The organism is Pseudomonas sp. DVZ6 (genome assembly GCF_024259445.1).
Lineage (GTDB): Bacteria > Pseudomonadota > Gammaproteobacteria > Pseudomonadales > Pseudomonadaceae > Aquipseudomonas > Aquipseudomonas peradeniyensis.
In genome coordinates this window covers 1-18757 of the sequence record NZ_JANCLM010000036.1, presented here as the reverse complement: position 1 = coordinate 18757, position 18757 = coordinate 1, and the positions used below count along the sequence as shown (strand labels likewise).

The 18757-nt window shown below is 65.9% G+C and carries 15 protein-coding genes; 2 read left to right on the top strand and 13 right to left on the bottom strand.

Annotation, left to right across the window (positions count from 1 at the left end):
* Positions 1-57: 57 nt before the first annotated feature.
* From NMG10_RS19775 to NMG10_RS19750, 6 genes are all read right to left on the bottom strand, one after another.
* Positions 58-1476 carry an efflux transporter outer membrane subunit gene (locus NMG10_RS19775; RefSeq protein WP_232854967.1) on the bottom strand — a complete coding sequence of 473 codons (1419 nt, stop codon included), beginning with the start codon at positions 1474-1476 and terminating at the stop codon, positions 58-60.
* Entirely contained in the window at positions 1473-2348 is an 876-nt protein-coding gene (locus NMG10_RS19770; RefSeq protein ID WP_110735588.1) for an HlyD family secretion protein, read from the bottom strand. The genes NMG10_RS19775 and NMG10_RS19770 overlap by 4 nt, the downstream gene beginning before the upstream one ends.
* On the bottom strand, positions 2345-2557 hold the full coding sequence (locus tag NMG10_RS19765; RefSeq protein ID WP_016392395.1) for a DUF1656 domain-containing protein: 213 nt from the start codon (positions 2555-2557) through the stop codon (positions 2345-2347). The genes NMG10_RS19770 and NMG10_RS19765 overlap by 4 nt, the downstream gene beginning before the upstream one ends.
* Positions 2554-4641, bottom strand: coding sequence for an FUSC family protein (locus NMG10_RS19760; protein WP_254464978.1), 2088 nt, complete (start codon positions 4639-4641; stop codon positions 2554-2556). The genes NMG10_RS19765 and NMG10_RS19760 overlap by 4 nt, the downstream gene beginning before the upstream one ends.
* The gene (locus NMG10_RS19755) at positions 4638-5075 is read right to left on the bottom strand and encodes a MarR family winged helix-turn-helix transcriptional regulator (protein ID WP_254464977.1); all 438 of its coding nucleotides are present in this window, start codon (positions 5073-5075) and stop codon (positions 4638-4640) included. Before NMG10_RS19755 ends, NMG10_RS19760 begins: the two co-directional genes overlap by 4 nt.
* Before the next feature lie 263 nt (positions 5076-5338).
* Positions 5339-6151, bottom strand: a complete 813-nt coding sequence (locus NMG10_RS19750; RefSeq protein ID WP_254464976.1) for a tetratricopeptide repeat protein — start codon at positions 6149-6151, stop codon at positions 5339-5341.
* A 206-nt stretch (positions 6152-6357) separates the two neighbouring features.
* Here NMG10_RS19750 and NMG10_RS19745 point away from each other — a divergent pair, with 206 nt between their 5' ends.
* The gene (locus NMG10_RS19745; RefSeq protein WP_203649485.1) at positions 6358-6915 is read left to right on the top strand and encodes a WYL domain-containing protein; all 558 of its coding nucleotides are present in this window, start codon (positions 6358-6360) and stop codon (positions 6913-6915) included.
* Between the two features lie 104 nt (positions 6916-7019).
* Here NMG10_RS19745 and NMG10_RS19740 read toward each other — a convergent pair whose 3' ends face one another.
* The 7 genes from NMG10_RS19740 to NMG10_RS19710 form a co-directional block, all read right to left on the bottom strand.
* On the bottom strand, positions 7020-7883 hold the full coding sequence (locus tag NMG10_RS19740; RefSeq protein ID WP_203649476.1) for an ABC transporter permease: 864 nt from the start codon (positions 7881-7883) through the stop codon (positions 7020-7022).
* 13 nt (positions 7884-7896) lie between these two features.
* Positions 7897-8760: an ABC transporter ATP-binding protein gene (locus tag NMG10_RS19735; RefSeq protein ID WP_254464975.1), complete on the bottom strand. Its 864-nt coding sequence runs from the start codon at positions 8758-8760 to the stop codon at positions 7897-7899.
* A 6-nt stretch (positions 8761-8766) separates the two neighbouring features.
* Positions 8767-9786 carry an ABC transporter substrate-binding protein gene (locus tag NMG10_RS19730; RefSeq protein WP_232854964.1) on the bottom strand — a complete coding sequence of 340 codons (1020 nt, stop codon included), beginning with the start codon at positions 9784-9786 and terminating at the stop codon, positions 8767-8769.
* A gap of 18 nt (positions 9787-9804) precedes the next feature.
* Entirely contained in the window at positions 9805-10704 is a 900-nt protein-coding gene (locus NMG10_RS19725; protein ID WP_232854963.1) for a TauD/TfdA family dioxygenase, read from the bottom strand.
* Positions 10705-11043: 339 nt separating this feature from the next.
* Positions 11044-12420: an HlyD family type I secretion periplasmic adaptor subunit gene (locus NMG10_RS19720; RefSeq protein WP_186734130.1), complete on the bottom strand. Its 1377-nt coding sequence runs from the start codon at positions 12418-12420 to the stop codon at positions 11044-11046.
* Complete coding sequence (locus tag NMG10_RS19715) at positions 12410-14566, bottom strand: type I secretion system permease/ATPase (protein ID WP_203649469.1); 2157 nt, start codon at positions 14564-14566, stop codon at positions 12410-12412. Before NMG10_RS19715 ends, NMG10_RS19720 begins: the two co-directional genes overlap by 11 nt.
* Before the next feature lie 45 nt (positions 14567-14611).
* Positions 14612-15949 (bottom strand): TolC family outer membrane protein, encoded by a 1338-nt coding sequence (locus NMG10_RS19710; protein ID WP_110735609.1) that lies wholly within the window; start codon positions 15947-15949, stop codon positions 14612-14614.
* A gap of 350 nt (positions 15950-16299) precedes the next feature.
* Between NMG10_RS19710 and NMG10_RS19705 the strand changes: the two genes are divergently transcribed.
* Positions 16300-18757 (top strand): retention module-containing protein (locus NMG10_RS19705; protein WP_254464974.1); only part of this gene is annotated, 2458 nt, incomplete at its 3' end.

Here is an 18757-nt window from a genome sequence, read left to right as displayed (position 1 = left end):
TGCCAGGGCCGCTATGCGGCCCTTTCGCGGCACAAGGCCGCTCCTACAGGGGAATCATCAGGGTCTGGCACTGCCTTTCCAGCCGCCACCCAAGGCCAGGAACACCCCGATCTGCCCCATCGCCACCTGGCTGTTGGCCGCCGCCAGCTGCGCCCGCACGTCTGTATAGGTCCGCGTCGCCTGCAGATCCGCCAGGAACGACTCACGCCCCACCTGGTAACGCAGATGCGTCTGGTCCGCCGACTCCTTGGCCGAGCGCTCCGCCTCGGCCAGTGCGTCGCGTCGATCCAGCAACGCGCTGTACTGCGCCAGGCGGGTCTGGGTTTCGCGAATGGCGTTGAGCACCACCCCGTCGAAATGCGCCAGCGCCGCCTGGGTCGAGGCCTCGGCCATGTGGATGCGCGCGCGGGTACCGTTGGTGGGGATGTTCCAGCTGATCTGCGGGCCGAAGCCCCAACGGTTGGTGGCCGGCTCGCCGAGGTTCTCGAGAATGCCGATGGTGCCCACCTGGGCGCCGATGCTGATGTCCGGGTACAGCGCGCCGGTGGCCACGCCGATGCTGGCGGTGGCCGCCGCCAGCTGGCGCTCGGCCTGACGCACGTCCGGGCGGCGCTTGAGCAGGGCCGCGCCGTCACCGACCGGCACCAGCTGCGACAGATGGGGCAGTTCGGCGCAATCGGCGGTGCCGGCGGGCAATTGCTCGACCGGCTTGGCCAGTAACGCAGCAAGGGTGTAGAGGCCCGCCTCACGTTCGGCCTTGAAGCGCGGCAGTTCGGCGCGCAGGGACTTGAACTGGGTCTGCGAACGGGTGACCTGGGTCTCGTCGCCACGCCCGGCGTCGCGCAGGCGCTGGGTCAGCTGCACGCTCTGCTGCTGCAGGTCCAGCGATTCGCGGGCGATGTGGTATTCCTCGTTGGCCGAGCACACCTGGGTATAGGCCTTGACCACATCGGCCACCAGGGTGATGCGCGCGGTGTCGGCGGCGGCCTGCACCGCGTCGGCGTTGGCCTTGGCGGCCTCGGTGCCGCGTTTGAAGGTACCCCACAGGTCGAACTGGTAGCTGGCGCTGATGATCGCTTCGCCGATATTGGCCACCGGCACTTTCTCCGGCTGCAGGAAGGCCTCGCCGGACTCCTGCAGACGCTGGGCGCCCAGCTTGACGCCACCGTTGAAACCACCCTGGGACTCGGCCACCTCCACCTGGGCACGGGCCTTGGCGATATTGGCGGCGGCCACGCGCAGTTCGGTGTTGGCGCTCAGGGCCTGGCGCACCAGCTCGTTGAGCCGTTGATCCTGGTACAGCTGCCACCAGTCCTCGGGCACCGGCGCCGAGACCACGCTGTCGGCGTCCTGGCGCAGCGGCCCATTGAGGTCGCCGCGCTGCACGGCGGCGTCCTTGGGCAGCTCGTAGTCAGGGCCGACCATCATGCAGGCGCCCAGGGACAGGCACAGCCCCGCCAGGATCAGCTGTTTCATGGATGCTGGCCCTCGATGATCGACACCGTGGCGGTGCGCCCGGCGATCATGCGGAAGTCCTGCGGCACTTCGTCGAAGGCAATGCGCACCGGAATCCGCTGGGCCAGGCGCACCCAGCTGAACGCAGGATTGACGTTGGGCAGCAGGTTGGCGCCGCTGCTGCGGTCGCGGTCCTCGATGCCGGCGGCCAGGCTCTGCACGCGGCCACGCAGGCGGGTGTTGTCGCCCATCACGCGGATCTCCACGGCGTCGCCGATATGAATACCGCCCAGCTTGGTCTCTTCGAAGTAGCCGTCAACGTGGTACGAGGCGCTGTCGACCACCGACAGCACCGGGCGCCCGGCGCTGACGAACTCGTGGGCGCGCGGGGCGCGGTCGTTGAGGTAGCCGTCCACCGGGCTGCGCACCACCGAGCGGTCGAGGTTGAGCTGGGCCACATCCACCTGCACCTGGGCCTCGTTCACCGCCGAGCGGGCGCGGGCTTCGCGGGACTGGCTCTCTTCAAGCTGCTCGGCCGCCACCAGGTTGCCCAGCTTGCGGTTGCGCTGCGCCTCGCGGGAGGCCTGGGCCAGGGTCTCCTGACGCTCGGCCAGGGTCGCCTTGGCCTGGCGCAGGGCCAGGGTGAAGCGGTCCTGGTCGATGGTGAACAGCACGTCGCCGCGCTTGATGGTCTGGTTGTCACGCACCTCGACCTTCTGGATCAGCCCGGACACATCCGGGGCGATCTGGATCACGTCGGCGCGGATATGACCGTCGCGGGTCCAGGGGGCGAACATGTAGTACACCACCATCTGCCACACGAGCACGGCGGCGAAGGTCACTACCAGCAAGGTCAGGACCACGCGGCCCAGGGTCAGCAAAGGTTTTTTCATGGCAGCATCAGGCTTCGGCAAAAGTGGTCCACCGCGCCAAGCAGCACGGCATACAGGGCAACGTTGAACAGCGCCCGGTGCCAGACCAGGCGGTAGAAATGCAGGCGCACCAGCACCGCGTGCACCCCGAGGAACAGCAGGTAGGTGCCAAACATCATCACCAGCAGCGTGGGCAGGAATACCCCGCTGATATCCAGTTCACCGATCACAGGGGCGCTCCGTCGAGCCCGGGGGGCAGTTGCGTTTGCTCGGCAGGCTCGAGCATCACTTCCACGCCCGGCAGCAGCGCCAGGCGCAGGCCGCTCAGGGCGTGCAGCAGGTGGGTGCGGGCGTCGCCGCGTTCGTACAGCTCGTCCAGGTTCAGCGCCAGGCGCGCACGCTCCATGTTGCGCAGCAGCGCCGCCGGGGCATGCAGGCGCTCGCCGGCGCGCAGGCAGGCAGCGTAGTGATTGCCGACCTCCTCGATCACCGTGCGCAGGCGCTCGCGGGCCTCGGCGCCGGCACGCGGCAGGTAGGCCAGCAGGTCGAGCAGGTTCAGGCCCACGCGCAGGTCGCGCAGGGCCACGCCGCTGTCCTGGCCGGTCTGCGACAGGCGTGGCAGGTGCTGCATCAGCCGGTCGAGCATCTGCACGCCGACCTGGCGGTGCTCGGCCAGGGTGGCCGGCGCGGTCATCTCGACGATGTCGCGCCAGGTGAAGCGGGTCATGCGCTTGGCCGCCAGCTCCACGCCGAACGGGCGCACCACCAGGGTCCAGATGAAGGCGAACAGCAGGCCCACGGGGCCGGCCAGGTTGGCGTTGATGAAGGTGAAGAAGTCGGCGTCGTAGGCGCCCTGGATGCTGATGAAGGTCGAGGTGTTGACGATCGTCAGCAGGGTGCCAAGGTAGAAGCGCGGCTGCACGGTCAGGGTGCCGACGCAGATGAACGGCACGGCGAAGGCCAGCACCAGCATCGGGAAGTCGTGCAGGTTGGGCAGCACCAGGAACAGGTACAGGCTGGAGAAGATCACCGACATCAGGGTCCAGAAGAAGAACCGGTAGATCTGCGGCGCCGGGTCGTCCATGGCGGCGAAGAAGCTGCACGACACCGCGGCGAGGATCACCGCGCTGGCGCCATCGTTCCAGCCCAGGCCGATCCACAGGCCGCAGGCGACGATAATGGCGGTGACGGTGGAGAACACCGAATAGAGCATCAGGCCACGGTCAAAGAACGGCGTCAGCCGGCCCAGGCGCCAGTGACGGTAGACCGCGCGCCACGGCGTGGCGTCGTCCTTGCGCAGTGCGTGCTGCAGGGTGCAGCAGTCCTGCCAGAGGTCGGCCCATTCGGTCAGGCGATAGAGGGCATTGGACAACAACAGCTCGGCACGCTGGTCGATGGCAGCGGCGCCGGGCTGCAGACGGTCGATCTGCTCGTGCAGGGCGGTCCAGCGCGCCACCGAGGCGCTGTCGGCAGTGCCCTTGAGCCACTCACGGGCAGCGTCGAGTACCGGCTTCAACTGAGCGAACTGGGCCGGGGCGCGGCCCTCGAGGGCGATCAGGGCGTCGTCCAGGGCATCGATCACCGGCAACAGGTGGATCATCCGGCCACGCAGCTCACGGGCATTTTTCAGGGTGTGCGGGCCGGCGCCTTCGTGGCCGAGCTGGCCGATCATCAATTCCAGCGAATTGAAGGTGGCGACCATCGCGCCACGCATGCCGCCGACCTTGTCGGCGCTGGCCTCGCGGGCCAAATAGGTATCGCTGTAGCGGATCGCCTCGGCGAACCAGTTGCCGGTCGCGCCCAGCACCACCGGTGCCAGCCGGCGCGGCCAGAAAATCGCGCCGACCACCGCCGCGCAGACGATGCCCAGGCAGATCTCCTGGGCCCGGGAGGAAGCCACGTCGAACACTGCCAGCGGGTTGTCGACCACCGCCAGGGCGATCATCGGCAGGGTGTAGCCAGCCAGCATCAGCACGTAGTTGTTGGCCGTGCGCAGGTTCAGCGAAAGGAACAGCAGGGTGCCGGTCCACAGGGCGATGGCAATGCTCAGCAGCAGCGGCGACTGCACCAGCGGCGGCACCAGGAGAATCGCCCCGCCGGCGCCCAGCAACGTACCCAGCGCCCGGTACAACGCCTTGGAGGTGGTCGGGCCGAGGAACGGGCTGGAGACGATGTACACCGTGGCCATGGCCCAGTACGGGCGCGGTAGCTGCATCAGCAAGGCGATGTACAGGGCGATCATCGACGCGGCGAAGGTGCGCACGCCGTAGAACCAGTCACGGGCCGGTGGCACCGAGCTGAAGAAGCCGCTCATGGCATCACGCCCGCGGCTTCGAACGCCTGGATCACCCGCAAGGTGGCGTCCAGGTCGGCCTGGTCGATATCGCCGAGCACCTCACGGCGCAAGCGCACCAGCTCGCCTTCGATGGACTCGGCCAGGGCGCGCCCCTCGACGGTGAGGCTCAGGGCCTTGGCGCGGCGGTCCAGAGGATCCTCGCTGCGGCAGACCAGGCCGGCCTTGCACAGCTGGTCGAGCAGGCGCACCAGCGACGGGCTTTCCAGCCCGGCCGCCTGCGCCACTGCCACCTGGTGCACACCGTCGCCCAGGCGCACGATCATCAGCAGCGGCACGGCGCAGGCTTCGGAAATGCCGTAGCCGGTCAGGGCGCCCTGGCACAGGCGACGCCAGTGACGGGCGGCCACGACCATGCCGCTGCTGATTTTCAGGTGCAGTGCGTCAAGGGACATGTGGGAACCGAGGATATTCATAGTTTGCTAACTATCAATATACGCCCTGCCCTACCCCTGTCGTCAACCGGGGGTGACGGAGGGAGACGATGAAAGGTTGTTCATCTACCCGGATATCACGATCTCTGTAGGAGCGGCCTTGTGCCGCGAAAGGGGTGCGAAGCGCCCCCATGTTTCGTGCATCAAGCTGATATCGCCGGGGCTGCTACGCGGCCCTTTCGCGGCACAAGGCCGCTCCTACAGGGGCCGCGCTGAACCTTCCCTCACGGCTGGATCTGGTCTTCCAGCTTCATGGTCAGCGCCAGGGTGCTGCCCATCTGGATCGCCTGGTCGCGCCAGCCCTGGTAGCGCGCCGCGTCGCAGCTGCTGAAATGCACGGCCAGCTCCTCGGCCGCCTGCATCACGCCGGTCGCCGCCGCCAGCTCCAGCCAATACAGCCCGGCCTTGGGGTCCGCCTCGACATACAGCCCATGCAACAACCGGTAACCCACCTCGAAGCGGCAGCGCGTCTCGCCGCGCTGGGCACCGCGCAGGAACCACTGGTAGGCCTCGAGCAGGTTGACCTGCCACACCTGGTCGCCCTCGCACACCTCTTCCTCGTACAAGTCGCCCAGCGCCGCGGCGGCATGCACCATGCCCCGCTCGAAGGCATGGCGGTAGTATTCGGCCGCGTTGGTGTACGAGACCTCCACGCCCTTGCCGAAGTAATGCTGCTGGCCCAGGTTGAACCAGGCCGCGGCATTGCCCTGCAGGGCGGCCATGCGCAGCAGGTGCCCGGCCAGCACGGTGTCGCCACGCCAGTACTTGCCGTTGAGCCAGATCCAGCCCAGGTCGTTGAGCGCCCCGACATTGCCCAGCAATGCCTGGCGGCACAGGTCATGGTAGACCGCCTGCAGGTCGACCGCCTCGTCCAGCCGATCAGTCAGGCCGAAGCGCTCGCCGCTCAGGGCCTGCTGGCTGGGCATGCCGATCCCGGCGAACAGCCTGTGGCGCTGCCCGGGGCGTGCCGGGACCGGGACGATCCGCTCGGGGAGAAGCCGGGCGAGCAGCGAATGGATATTGCTGGCGGCAGACATGTTCATCCTCATTGAACGACCCACAGCTCCAACCTCCACTGTGGTGAGGCGTGATTCTGCGCGATGCCACGACAAAACCTGTCGCGAACGAATTGATCCCAGGCAACCAAATGCATCTTCCTTGATCTGAGCACGCTGTGGCCAATTGCCATGCCCTACCCGTGCCGCCATCCTATGCCGGCAAGCCTAGACAAGGACGTTTCCTTTTGCCGTTCGCCACCACCCGCGCCACCCTCAGCCGCCAATGGGCCCTGCTCCGTCAGTTGCCCAGCCGCTCCCCCGGGATCACCAGTGCCGAACTGGTGTGGCGCCTGCGTGACGTGGGCTTCACCGTCAGCAAACGCACGGTCGAGCGTGATCTCAACGAGCTGTCGCTGATCTTTCCGTTGGAGCGCAACGACAAGAGCATCCCGTTTGGCTGGCACTGGTCGGCCAATGCCGGTGGCGAGCTGCGTGGGAATTTCGACCTGCAGGGTTATCTGCGCGGCGATACGCTGCAGCCCGGGCAAGGGGAAGGCGTCGAATTGCAGGCATGGATCAGCGACCTGCTGGCCCGCCGGCTGCGCGAAGCGCCGTTGACCGCCGACATGCAACTGACCGCCCTGGAACAGGGGCACCGGCTGCGGGCGACGGTGGCGGATGGCTGGCCCCTGCGGTTGTGGTTGCTGAGCCAGGGGCAAGGGCTGGTGGTGGAAGCGCCGCAGGCGTTGCGCGAGGAGATTGCGCGGACATTGGCCAGTGCGGCGGCGCAATATCGGGATTGAGTTTTGCGTGATGTTCTTCGCGGGTAAACCCGCTCCCACAGGGTCCATGCATAACCTGTGGGAGCGGGTTTACCCGCGAAGAAGGCAACACCGGCAGCACGAATCTAGCGCTGCATGCCCCAGCGCCGCACGGTCAGCCGCTCCAGGGTGTTGAACACCAGCCCCTCCACCAGCAGGCCGATCAGGATCACTACCGCCAGCCCGGCAAACACCTTGTCGGTGTACAGCTCGTTGCGGTTCTGGAAGATGTACCAGCCCAGTCCGCCCTTGCCGCTGCTGGCGCCGAACACCAGCTCGGCGGCGATCAGCGTGCGCCAGGCGAAAGCCCAGCCGATCTTCAGCCCTGACAGGATCGATGGCAGCGCCGCCGGCACCAGGATGTGCAGCACCAGGCGCAGGCCGCGCAGCCCGTAGTTGCGTCCGGCCATGCGCAGGGTCTCGGACACGCCGAGAAAGCCCGCGTAGGTGTTCAGCGCCAGCGCCCACAGCACCGAGTGCACCAGCACGAAGATCAGGCTGTTGTCACCCAGGCCGAACCAGAGCAAAGCCAGCGGCAACAGGGCGATGGCCGGCAGCGGATTGAACATCGAGGTCAGCGTGCCCAGCAGGTCGCGCCCCACTTGCGTCGAGACGGCCAGGCTGGTCAGGCCGAAGGCCAGGACGATGCCCAGCACATAGCCTTTGAGCAGCACCACCAGCGATACGCCGACCTTGGCCGGCAGCTCGCCGCTGAGCAACCCGTCCCACAACGCGCTGGCGGTCTGCAGGAAGCTCGGCAGCAGCAGGTCGTTGCCGGTATAGCGGGCCACGGCCTCCCAGACCACCGCAAGCAGTACCAGGATCACGGCCTTGCGCAGCCAGCCCTGCTGCCACAAGCGTTGCACCGCCGGCAGCTCGCGCTCCAGCGGCACACCCGGCAGGGGTTGCAGCTGCACTTCGTATTCCTGGCGTACAGGTGTCGTTGTCATGCCCTGGCTCCTGTCAGTAGGCGATACGGATATCGTTGAAGCCCAGATCGTCCGCTGGCGTCGAGGCATCGGCCTCGTCGAACAGCAGCCGGTGGATGCGCCGGGCACTGGCCTGGAAGTCGCTGGCACCGAGGCTGCCGAGATCGTACTGGTGGCTGTGCACCTCGGCCCGCACCCGCCCGGGGTGCGGCGACAGCAGCAGGATACGATTGCCCACCACCAGTGCCTCTTCTATGGAGTGGGTGACGAACAGCAGGGTGAAGCGCACCTCCTCCCACAGCAGCAGCAGTTCTTCCTGCATCTTGCGCCGGGTCAGGGCGTCGAGGGCGGCGAACGGTTCGTCCATCAGCAGGATCTTTGGCTGCGTGGCCAATGCCCGGGCGATGGCCACGCGGGCTTTCATGCCACCGGAAAGGGTATGCGGATAGGCATCGGCGAAGGCGGCCAGGCCGACCTTCTCCAGGTAGTGCAGCGCCCGCTCCTCGGCCTCGGCGCGCTTGAGTTGGCCGGACACCAGCAGCGGGAACATCACGTTCTGCTTCACCGTCTTCCACGGCGTCAACTGGTCGAATTCCTGGAACACCACGATACGGTCCGGCCCCGGGCCACGCACCGGCTGGCCCTGGAGCAGGATCTGCCCTTCCCGGGGTTCGATGAAGCCGGCCACGGCCTTGAGCAAGGTGGACTTGCCGCAGCCGGACGGGCCGAGCAGGACGAAACGGTCGGCGCGGTCGACCTCGAAGCTGACCTGGTGGGTGGCCCGCACCACGCGCTCGGCGGTGCGGTATTCAAGGCTCAGGTTGTCCACCGCCAGCAGCGGTGGGGTGGCGACACGGCTCAGGTTGCTGGCCGTGTGGCCTGGCAATGGGGCGGTCATCGGCGCTCAGCTCCCTTGCAACGGGCGTTCATCCTGGAAGAAATAGTCCTTCCACGATTCGGGCTTGTTCTTTATCGCGCCGACCCGGTAGAGAAACTCGGCCAGTTTGTAGGTGTTCTTCGGCGTGACGGTGAATTCGTACTGCGGGTTGTCGATCAGCTTGATCAGCGCCTCGCGGTCGATCTTGGCCTTGGTCACTCGGATGTAGGTGTCGGCGGCGGCGGCCTTGTCCTTCTGGGCGAAGTCGGCGGCTTCAGCCAGGGCATCGACGAAGGCCTTGTAGGTCTTGGGATTGTCCTTGCGGAACTTCTCGGTGGCGAACAGCAGGGTCGGTGAGTTGGGGCCGAGCAGGTCGTAGCTGTTGAGCACCACGTGCACGTTCTTGTTGGCCAGCACCTGGTCCTGGAACGGCGGGTTGGAGAAGTGCCCGTTGAGCTCGGTGCCGCCGGCCAGCAAGGCCGCAGTGGCGTCCGGGTGCGGCACGGCCAGGGTGTACTTGTCGAGGCGGTTGTACTCCTTGTCGCCCCACTGGCGGGCGGCGGCATACTGCAGGAAGCGCGACTGTACCGACACGCCCACCGCCGGGACGGCGATACGGTCCTTGTCGGAGATATCGGCGATGGTCTTCACATTCGGGTTGCTGCTGACCAGGTAGTACGGGAAGTTGCCCAGCGAGGCGACGGCCTTGACGTTCTGCCGGCCGCGGGTTCTATCCCACACGGTGAGCAGTGGCCCGACGCCGGCGCCGGCGATGTCCACCGAGCCGGACAGCAACGCGTCGTTGATCGCCGCGCCGCCGGACAGCTGGGCCCAGTCGACCTTGATGTCGAGGCCCTGCTCCTTGCCGTGCTTCTCGATCAGTTGCTGGTCACGGACCACGTTGAGCAGCAGGTAGACGATACCGAACTGCTCGGCGATGCGGATCTGCCCTTCGGCGTGGGCCACGGTCGGCGCCGCCAGGCTGCCTAGAACCAAGCTGGCGCCCAGGCCGATACTTGCCGCCAGGCGGCTGATGGAGTTGCGCATGGTGTGTTTCCTCAGTCGTCAGAACGGGGCATCGCCCTGGATGGTGGTGCGGTAAAGCTTGCGCCGCAGGTGCGCGGGGCAACCGCTGGCCAGGTGGATCAGCGAGCGGTTGTCCCAGAACACCAGGTCGTGGGGCAGCCATTGATGGCGGTAGATGTTCTGCTCCAGCACGCTCAGGGCGTACAGCTGTTGCAGCACGTCGCGGCTCTCGTCATCCGGCAGGCCGACGATACGGGTGGTGAAGCCTTCGCTGACGAACAGCGCCTTGCGGCCGTTTTCCGGGTGGGTGCGCACCACCGGGTGGATGACCTCCTGGACCTGGGCCAGTTGCTCGGCGGTCAGCGTCGGGCGCCAGTTGCCTTCGAACCTGGTCTCGGCGTAACGGGCGGTGTAGGAGTGGGCGGCGCTGCGGCCCTCGACGACCCGACGCAGGGCCTCGGGCACGGCGTCCCAGGCCTTGTGCATGTCGGCGAACAAGGTGTCGCCGCCCTCGCTGGGCAGCTCCTGGGCGTGCAGCATCGAGCCCAGGCTCGGCAGCTCCTTGTACGACAGGTCCGAGTGCCAGAACTTGCCGGCATCGCCCAGGCCGACGTTGCGGCCGTCCTCGACGATGTTGGACACGATCAGGATCTCGGGATGGCCGGCGAGCAGGAACTGCTTGAGCACATGGATCTGCAGCTCGCCGAAACGGCGGCTGAAGGCGATCTGCTGTTCAGGGGTGATGCGCTGGTCGCGGAACACCAGGACGTGGTGGTCCAGGTGGGCGCGGTGGATACGGGTGAAATCCTCGGCGTTGACCGCACGGGCCAGGTCGAGGCCGATGATCTCGGCACCGACGGCGCCGGGGAACGGGCGGATGTCGAAGGTTTGCGGCAGGGCGCTGTCGATGGTCGACAAGGCGTTCGAGGCGGCTGGCATTGTTCACTCCCACGCAGTGCGCGACTTCAGGGCGCGCAACGATCGGAAACGCACGGGGATTGCCCGTGTGGGTTCGAGTCGTGCGGCGCGCCGATTGGTCGGCGGGTACGCAGTGGGAGTGACTATAAAGTCATAAAAACAGTATTTTAAATACCGTTACGGCATATCCATATGAAGGGGTTGCACTTCAGGCCATACGCCGACCTGTAGGAGCGGCCTTGTGCCGCGAAAGGGCTGCGAAGCGGCCCCAGGATTTCAGCATTGAGCAAAGATCGCCGGGGCCGCTTCGCAGCCCTTTCGCGGCACAAGGCCGCTCCTACAGGGGGCCCGTAATGACTGTCAGCGCTCGCGCAGCGCCTCGCTGCGGGCCTTGATGATCGGCTTGAGCAGATAGCTCATGATGGTCTTCTTGCCGGTCATGATATCCACCGTGGCCACCATCCCCGGGATGATCAACAGCGGCTTCTCGTCCGTGCCCAGATGGCTCTTGTCGGTACGCAGCTTGATCAGGTAGTAGGTGGTCTTCTTGTCTTCGTCGGTGATGGTGTCGGCGCCGATCTGCTCGAGCTTGGCCTTCATGCCGCCGTAGATGGTGTAGTCATAGGCGGTGAACTTGACCGTGGCTTCCTGGCCCGGGTGCAGGAAGGCGATGTCCTTGGGCAGGATCTTCGCCTCGACCACCAGCGTGTCGTCCAGCGGCACGATCTCGATGATGTCGCTGCCCGGCTGGATCACCCCGCCAATGGTGTTGACCAGCAGCTGCTTGACGATGCCGCGCACCGGCGAGATGACCATGGTGCGGTGCACGCGGTCATCCAGCGCCTTGCTGGTGGCGGTGGCCTTGTTCAGCTCGGTGCGGGCCTCGTTGAGCTGGGTCAGCGCCTCGCTGCGGAACTTGCCGCGGGTCTCCTCGATCTTGCTCTCGACTTCCTTGATCGCCGCCTCGGCACGGGGGATGGCCAGGGCGGTGGAGTCCATCTGGCCACGGTTCTCGACCTCGGCGCGGCGCAGGCGCAGCACCTCGACCTGGGAGATCGCGCCCTGGGCCACCAGCGGCTCGGACATCGCGATTTCCTGGCGCAGCAACTGCAGGCTGTTGGCGTACTGGGCGCGCTTGGAGTTGAACTCGCGCAGTTCCTGCTGCTTCTGCACCAGCTGCTGCTGCAGGCCGCCAAGCTCGTCCTGCAGCTGCTGGCGACGGCTCAGGTACAGCGACTGTTCGTTGGCGGCCTGGCTCGGCGCGGCCTTGCGCAGCTCTTCGTCGATCTGCAGCGGCTTGTCCTCGACCTCGGCCGTCAGGCGCTGCACGCGCAGGGCCATGGCCAGGCGCGAGGCCTCGGTCTCGTCGACGTTGGAGGCGAAGCGGGTTTCATCCAGGCGCAGCAGCGGCTGGCCGACCTCGACGATCTCCCCTTCCTTGGCGAAGATCTCGGCGACGATGCCGCCCTCAAGGTTCTGGATCTTCTGCACCTTGGAAGACGGGATGGCCTTGCCCTCGCCGCGCGTCACCTCGTCGATGGGCGCGACGCTGGCCCAGATGATGAGGAACAGGAAGAACGCGATCACGCCCCAGATGGTCAGGCGCACCACCCGTGGCGCGTCCTCGATCAGCGCCTTGTTGACCTCGGGCAACGGCTGCCCGGCCAACGACTCGGAGCCCTTGAAGTAGCGGCGCAGGTTGTCCTTGAAACGCCCGATATCCAGCTTATGCAACACTGATCTGCCCCTTCTTCAGCGCATCCATGACGGCGGCTTTCGGGCCATCCGCGACGATCTGTCCACGATCGATGACGATCAATCGGTCCACCAGCGACAGCAACGACGCCCGGTGGGTGACCAGCAGCACGGTCTTGTTCTCGATCACCGCGGCCAGGCGCTGCTTGAGACGCTCCTCGCCGGTGTTGTCCATGGCGCTGGTGGGCTCGTCGAGCAGCAGGATCTGCGGGTTGAGCAGCAGCGCCCGGCCCAGGGCGACGTTCTGCCGCTGGCCGCCGGAGAGGTTCTGGCCACGCTCGCCGACCTGCAGCTCGTAGCCGTCCGGATGCAGGCGGGCGAATTCGTGCACGCCGGCAAGCTCCGCGGCCTGGAGGATCAGCTCGTCCTCGATGTAGCGGGCACCGCTGACCAGGTTGTCGCGCAGGGTACCGGCCAGCAGCTGGATGTCCTGGGGCACGTAGCCGATGTTGTGGCGCAGTTCGCTGACGTCGATCTGGCGAATGTCCACGCCATCGACCAGCAGCGAGCCGTTGTCCGGCTCGTACAGGCCGACGATCAGCTTGGCCAGGGAGCTCTTGCCCGAGCCGCTGCGGCCGATGATGCCGACCTTCTCGCCCGGGCGAATGTTCAGGTTGATGCCCTTGAGCGCCTGGTTCTGCTGGTTCGGGTAGGTGAACTCGACGCCGCGGAATTCGATGGCGCCCTGCAGCACCTGGCGGCTCAGCGGGCGCTCCTCGAAGTTGCGCTCCTGGGGCAGCTCCATCATCTGGTCGGTGGCGACCATGGTCACCTTGGCTTGCTGGTAGCGGGCCAGCAGGCCGTTCAGCGAGCCCAGCGGGCCAAGGGCGCGACCGCTGAGCATGTAGCAGGCCACCAGGCCGCCCATGCTGAGGTTGCCATCGATGATCAGGTACACGCCCACGCAGATCATCGCCACGCCGGCCAGTTGCTGGATCAGCGCGGTGATGTTCATGGCCAGGCCCGACAGCACCTTCACCCGCAGTTCCAGACGGCTGAGGGTGCCGAGGGTCTGCTCCCACATGTACTGGCGCTCGCTCTCGGCGTTGTTGACCTTGACCGCATCCAGCCCGGCGAGGGTCTCGATCAGGCTCGACTGGCGCTCGGAGGCCAGGGCCATGGTGCGCTCCATGGTCGCCATAAGCGGCTTCTGCAGGGCGTAGCCGATACCCAGCGCCAACGGGAAGGCCAGGATCGGAATCCACACCAGGTGCCCACCAATGATGGCGATGACCATGAGGATCAGCAACGTGAACGGCAGGTCGATCAGGCTGGTCAGGGTCAGCGAGGCGAGGAAGTCGCGCAGGCCCTGGAACTCGTGGATATTCTGGGCGAAGCTGCCGACCCGCGCCGGGCGGTACTTCATCGACATCCCGACGATGCGCTCGAACAGCGTCGCCGAGATGATCAGGTCGGTCTTCTTGCCGGCCAGGTCCAGGCACAGGCTGCGCAAACCCTTGAGGATCAGGTCGAAGACATAGGCGCCGGCGATGCCGACCGCCAGCACCCACAAGGTCGAAGTGGCCTGGTTGGGCACCACGCGGTCGTACACGTTCATCACGAACAGCGGCGCGGCCAGGGCGATCAGGTTGATCACCAGGCTGGCGGCGATGGCGTCGATGTACAGCCACTTGCTGCGCAGCAGGGTGTCGCGGAACCAGGAGCGCGCGCGCGGGATCAGGTTGCCGTGGTTGACGTCGAACTTGTGCTGCGGCTGGGCGAAGAACACCTTGCCGCTGTAGTCGCCCTGCAACGCTTCACGGGTGACATGCACCTCGCCGCCGTCGCTCTCGCTGAGCAGCAGGCGCGCGGTGTCTTCGTTCTCCCAGCCGAGCAGCACGGCGCAGCGGCCTTCCTTGAGCAGCAGCATCGCCGGCATGGCGATGCTGGGGATCTGCTCGAGCTTGCGCTGCAGCAGGCGCCCCTGCAGCCCGGCCCGGGCGGCTGCGCGGGGCAGCAGTTCGGCGGTCAGGCGCTGCGAGGGCAAGGGTAGCCCGGTGGTCAGCATGGCCCGGCTGGCGGGCTTCTGGTGCAGGACACACAGGGTCAGCAGACTGTCCAGCAGCGGGTCGTCATGCTGACTGCGTGGATCGTGGCTGAGTTGGACTCGACTGACTTCGGATTCCACGCGGCGCTCTCTTCATCCTTGCGGGGGTGATTCAAGGTGCGCCTTTCAGTTCATGCCTGGCAGGTTCACCTTGGGTTTAAGGTCGTTCTGCACAACGGAGGCCATCGGTGCTACGACACCCTGGCTCTTGAGCAGTTGACCAATGGTCGCCTTGATTCGGTACTGAGTAAACATTTGTGTGTTCTTCACCTCTACCAGACGACGCTGGGCGGTGAAGGTTTCATTCTCGCTGTCGAGCAGGTCGAGCAAGGTACGCTCGCCCAGGCCGAACTGCTGCTGGTAGGCGCTGCGCACGCGGTTGCTGTGATCGACATACTGCTGGGCGATCGGCACCTGGGCGTTGGCGTTCTCCAGAGCATTCCATGCCAAGCCTAACTCCTCATTGAGCTGGCGCAAGGCGTTGTTGCGAATGTCCAGGGCCTGGTTGGCCAGGTACGACTTCGATTCCAGGTCGGCCTTGTTGCTGCCACCGGCGTACAAATTGAAGTTCATGCGCAGCATGGCCTGCCATTCGTTGTTGTGGCCGACGGCGCCGTCGAGGTTGTTGTCGGCCGTTCGTCCGAGTTCGGCATCGAAACGTGGATAGAACGTAGACTTTGCCGCTTCGTATTGCTTCTCGGCGGCGGCGATGTCCGACTCAGCCGAACGCAGGATCGGGCTTTCCTCGACCAACTGGTGGCGAGCCTCGTCGAGGGTGGCCGGCAGCAGGTCGACAAATGGCGCGGGCGTGCTTAACTCGTCGGGCATTTGGCCGACGACGCTCAGGTAGTTGGTGTTGGCGTCGGCCAGGTTGGTCTGCTCGGTGATCAGGTTGTTGCGGGCCTGGGCCAGGCGCGCCTCGGCCTGGTCGAGGTCGGCCAGGCGACCGACGCCGCGGCTGGTGCGCAGCTTGATCTGGTCGAGGATGCGCTCGTGGTTGCGCAGGTTGTCTTCGGCCAGGCGCACCATCTCGCGGCGCGACAGCACGTCCAGGTAGACCTGGGCGACGGTCAGCGCGGTGCGCTCGGAGGTCCCCAACAGGGAGTAGGCGCGGGCGTTGACAGTGGCCTGTTGACGGCCAACCTCGCTGGAGGTGGCGAAGCCGTCGAAGACCATCTGCCGCAGGCGGATAGCCGACTCGCCACGGTTCAGGGTCTCCCAGCGGTTGCGGGTGCTCGGGCTGTCGGTGCCCTCACGACCATAGCCGGCGGTCACGTCGACCCGCGGCAAATAGCCGCCCTGGGCAGCGCGCAGCTGATAGTCCGCAGCCGTGCGGGCGTTCACGCCGGCCTGGATTTCCGGATGGACCTCGAGGGCCTTCTGCATGGCTTCGGGCAAGGTTTGTGCTTGAACGAATGTGGCGGCGAGAGCGAAAGGAAGAGCGGTGAACAGTGACGCACGCATTTTTACTGGTTCCCGAGAGAGCTGTTGTCCCAAATCACAGCCGAAGCCGTGCCTGCCCTGGAAAATGGCAAACCCTGATCCTGTATGTAGGAAGCTTCCGAATAGGCAGTGCGATTAATACAAAAGAAAGGGCTTAGCTGGCCAAATATCAATGTGACATTACCTTGGCGATTGTTTAGGATGGCAGCCAGAAGGTCAATAGTTTGGCATAAACTTAATAGCCAGAAATTATAGACGTAAAATTGACGCAAATCAGCGTCAAAAACATTATTTGAAACATTCCATCAGTCGCCGCCCTCGAACGCCGGCCAGGCATGGAAGCCAACTGAACAGGTAGCCCGGAGAGTCCAATGAGCACTGTTGTCGCCATCGTCAAAAGCATTGTTGGCCAAGTCATCGCAGTTTCCCCAGAAGGCATCCGGCGCGTACTGATCGAAGGCGATCGCCTGCTGGCAGGTGAACAGGTAGACACCGGCGCGGGCGGCGCGGTCACCCTGGAGCTGGCCGACGGCCGTGTGCTCGACCTGGGCCGCGACACCCAGTGGAGCGCCGACGCGCCCGACAGCAGCACCGACCTGAGCCAGGCCACCGCCCAGGCAGCGCCCTCGGTCGAAGAGCTGCAACAGGCCATCGCCGCCGGTGTCGACCCGACCACCGAGCTGGAAGCCACCGCAGCCGGCCCAGCCGCGGCAGGCGGCGGCTCGGTCGGCGGCGGACACAGCTTCGTCCTGCTCGAGGAGACCGCCGGGGTGGTCGATCCGAGCATCGGCTTCCCCACTGGCCCGATAGGCTTCGCCAACGGCCTGGCGGTCGAGGAGCTGGGCGGGCTGGACGGCAACGCTGCCAGCACCAACACGACCAACGTCCCGCTCACCACAGGGCTGACCCTGAGCGCCACCCCCACGATCACCGAGGCGGGTGGCGTCATCGTCTATACCGCCACCGTCGGCCAACCACCGCTGACCAACCTGACCGTGACCCTGTCCAACGGCGCCGTCATCGTGATCCCGGCCGGCCAGACCACCGGCACCGTCAACGTCGACATCCCGGCCAACGACACGCCCTACATCGATGGCGGCCAGATCTCCGCGACCATTACCGGCACGACTGGCGGTAACGGCCTGATCGTCACGCCAAGCACCACCCCGGCGGTGACCCAGGTCACCGACACCATCGACACCACCACCGCCACGCTCACCGCGACCCCGAGCGTGACCGAAGGTGGCGTGATCACCTACACCGTGACCTTGAACAACCCGGCCCAGACCCCGGTCACCGTCACTCTGTCCAATGGCCAGACCGTCACCATCGAGGCCGGCAAGTCGTCCGGCAGCGTCGACTTCCAGACCCCGGCCAACGACGTCTATAACAACGGCAGCACCGTCAGCACCACGATCACGGAGGCAACGGGCGGCAACTTCGAGAATCTGGTACCGAACCCGACGCCAGCGCAGACCGTCATCAATGACTCGGTCGATACCACCACAGCGACCTTGACCGCGACCCCGAGCGTCACCGAAGGCGGCGTGATCACCTACACCGTGACCCTGACCAACCCGGCCCAGACCCCGGTCACCGTTACCCTGTCCAATGGCCAGACCGTCACCATCGAGGCCGGCAAGTCGTCCGGCAGCGTCGACTTCCAGACCCCGGCCAATGACGTCTACAACAACGGCAGCACCGTCAGCACCACGATCACGGGGGCAACGGGCGGCAACTTCGAGAAACTGGAGCCGAACCCGACACCAGCGGAAACGGTGATCAACGACTCGGTCGACACCACCACCGCCACCCTGACCGCGACCCCGAGTGTCACCGAAGGCGGTGTGATCACCTACACCGTGACCCTGACCAACCCGGCCCAGACCCCGGTCACCGTCACCCTGTCCAATGGCCAGACCGTCACCATCGAGGCCGGCAAGTCGTCCGGCAGTGTCGACTTCCAGACCCCGGCCAATGACGTCTATAACAATGGCAGCACCGTCAGCACCACGATCACGGGGGCAACGGGCGGCAACTTCGAGAAACTGGAGCCGAATCCGGCACCCGCTGAAACGAAGATCAACGACTCGATCGACACCACCACCGCCACCCTGACCGCGACCCCAAGCGTCACCGAAGGCGGCGTGATCACCTATACCGTGACCCTGACCAACCCGGCCCAGACTCCGGTCACCGTTACCCTGTCCAACGGCCAGACCATCACCGTCAAGGCTGGCGAAAGCACCGGCAGCGTCGACTTCCAGACCCCGGCCAACGACGTATTCGTCAACGGCAGCACGGTCAGCACCAGCATCACCGGTGCCACCGGCGGCAACTTCGAGAAGCTGGAGCCCGACACCACGCCGACCCAGACCGTGATCAGCGACAGCATCGACACGGTGACCGTCAGCATCGCCAGCAATGGCAACGTGACCGAGGCCGAGCAACCGACCTTCACCGTGTCGGTCAGCCAGAAGCTCGACCATGACCTGACCGTGACCCTGTCCAATGGCGCCACCGTGGTCATCAGCGCTGGCCAGACCGAGGCTACCTACAGCCTGCCGGCCCAGGGTGACGACGTGTTCAAGGACGCCAGCTCGGTGACCCTCGGCGTGACCGACGCCAACGTGGCGGGCAAGACCTTCGAGAACCTGCAGCTGGGTGGCGATGCCACCGTGCAGATCACCGACACCGTCAGCGAAGTGGTAGCGACCCTCACCGCCGACAAGACCACTGTGTCCGAAGGCGGTCAGATCACCTATACCGTGACCTTGACCAATGCCCAAGGGCTGCCGGTCAGCGGCCACAATGGCCTGACTTTCACCC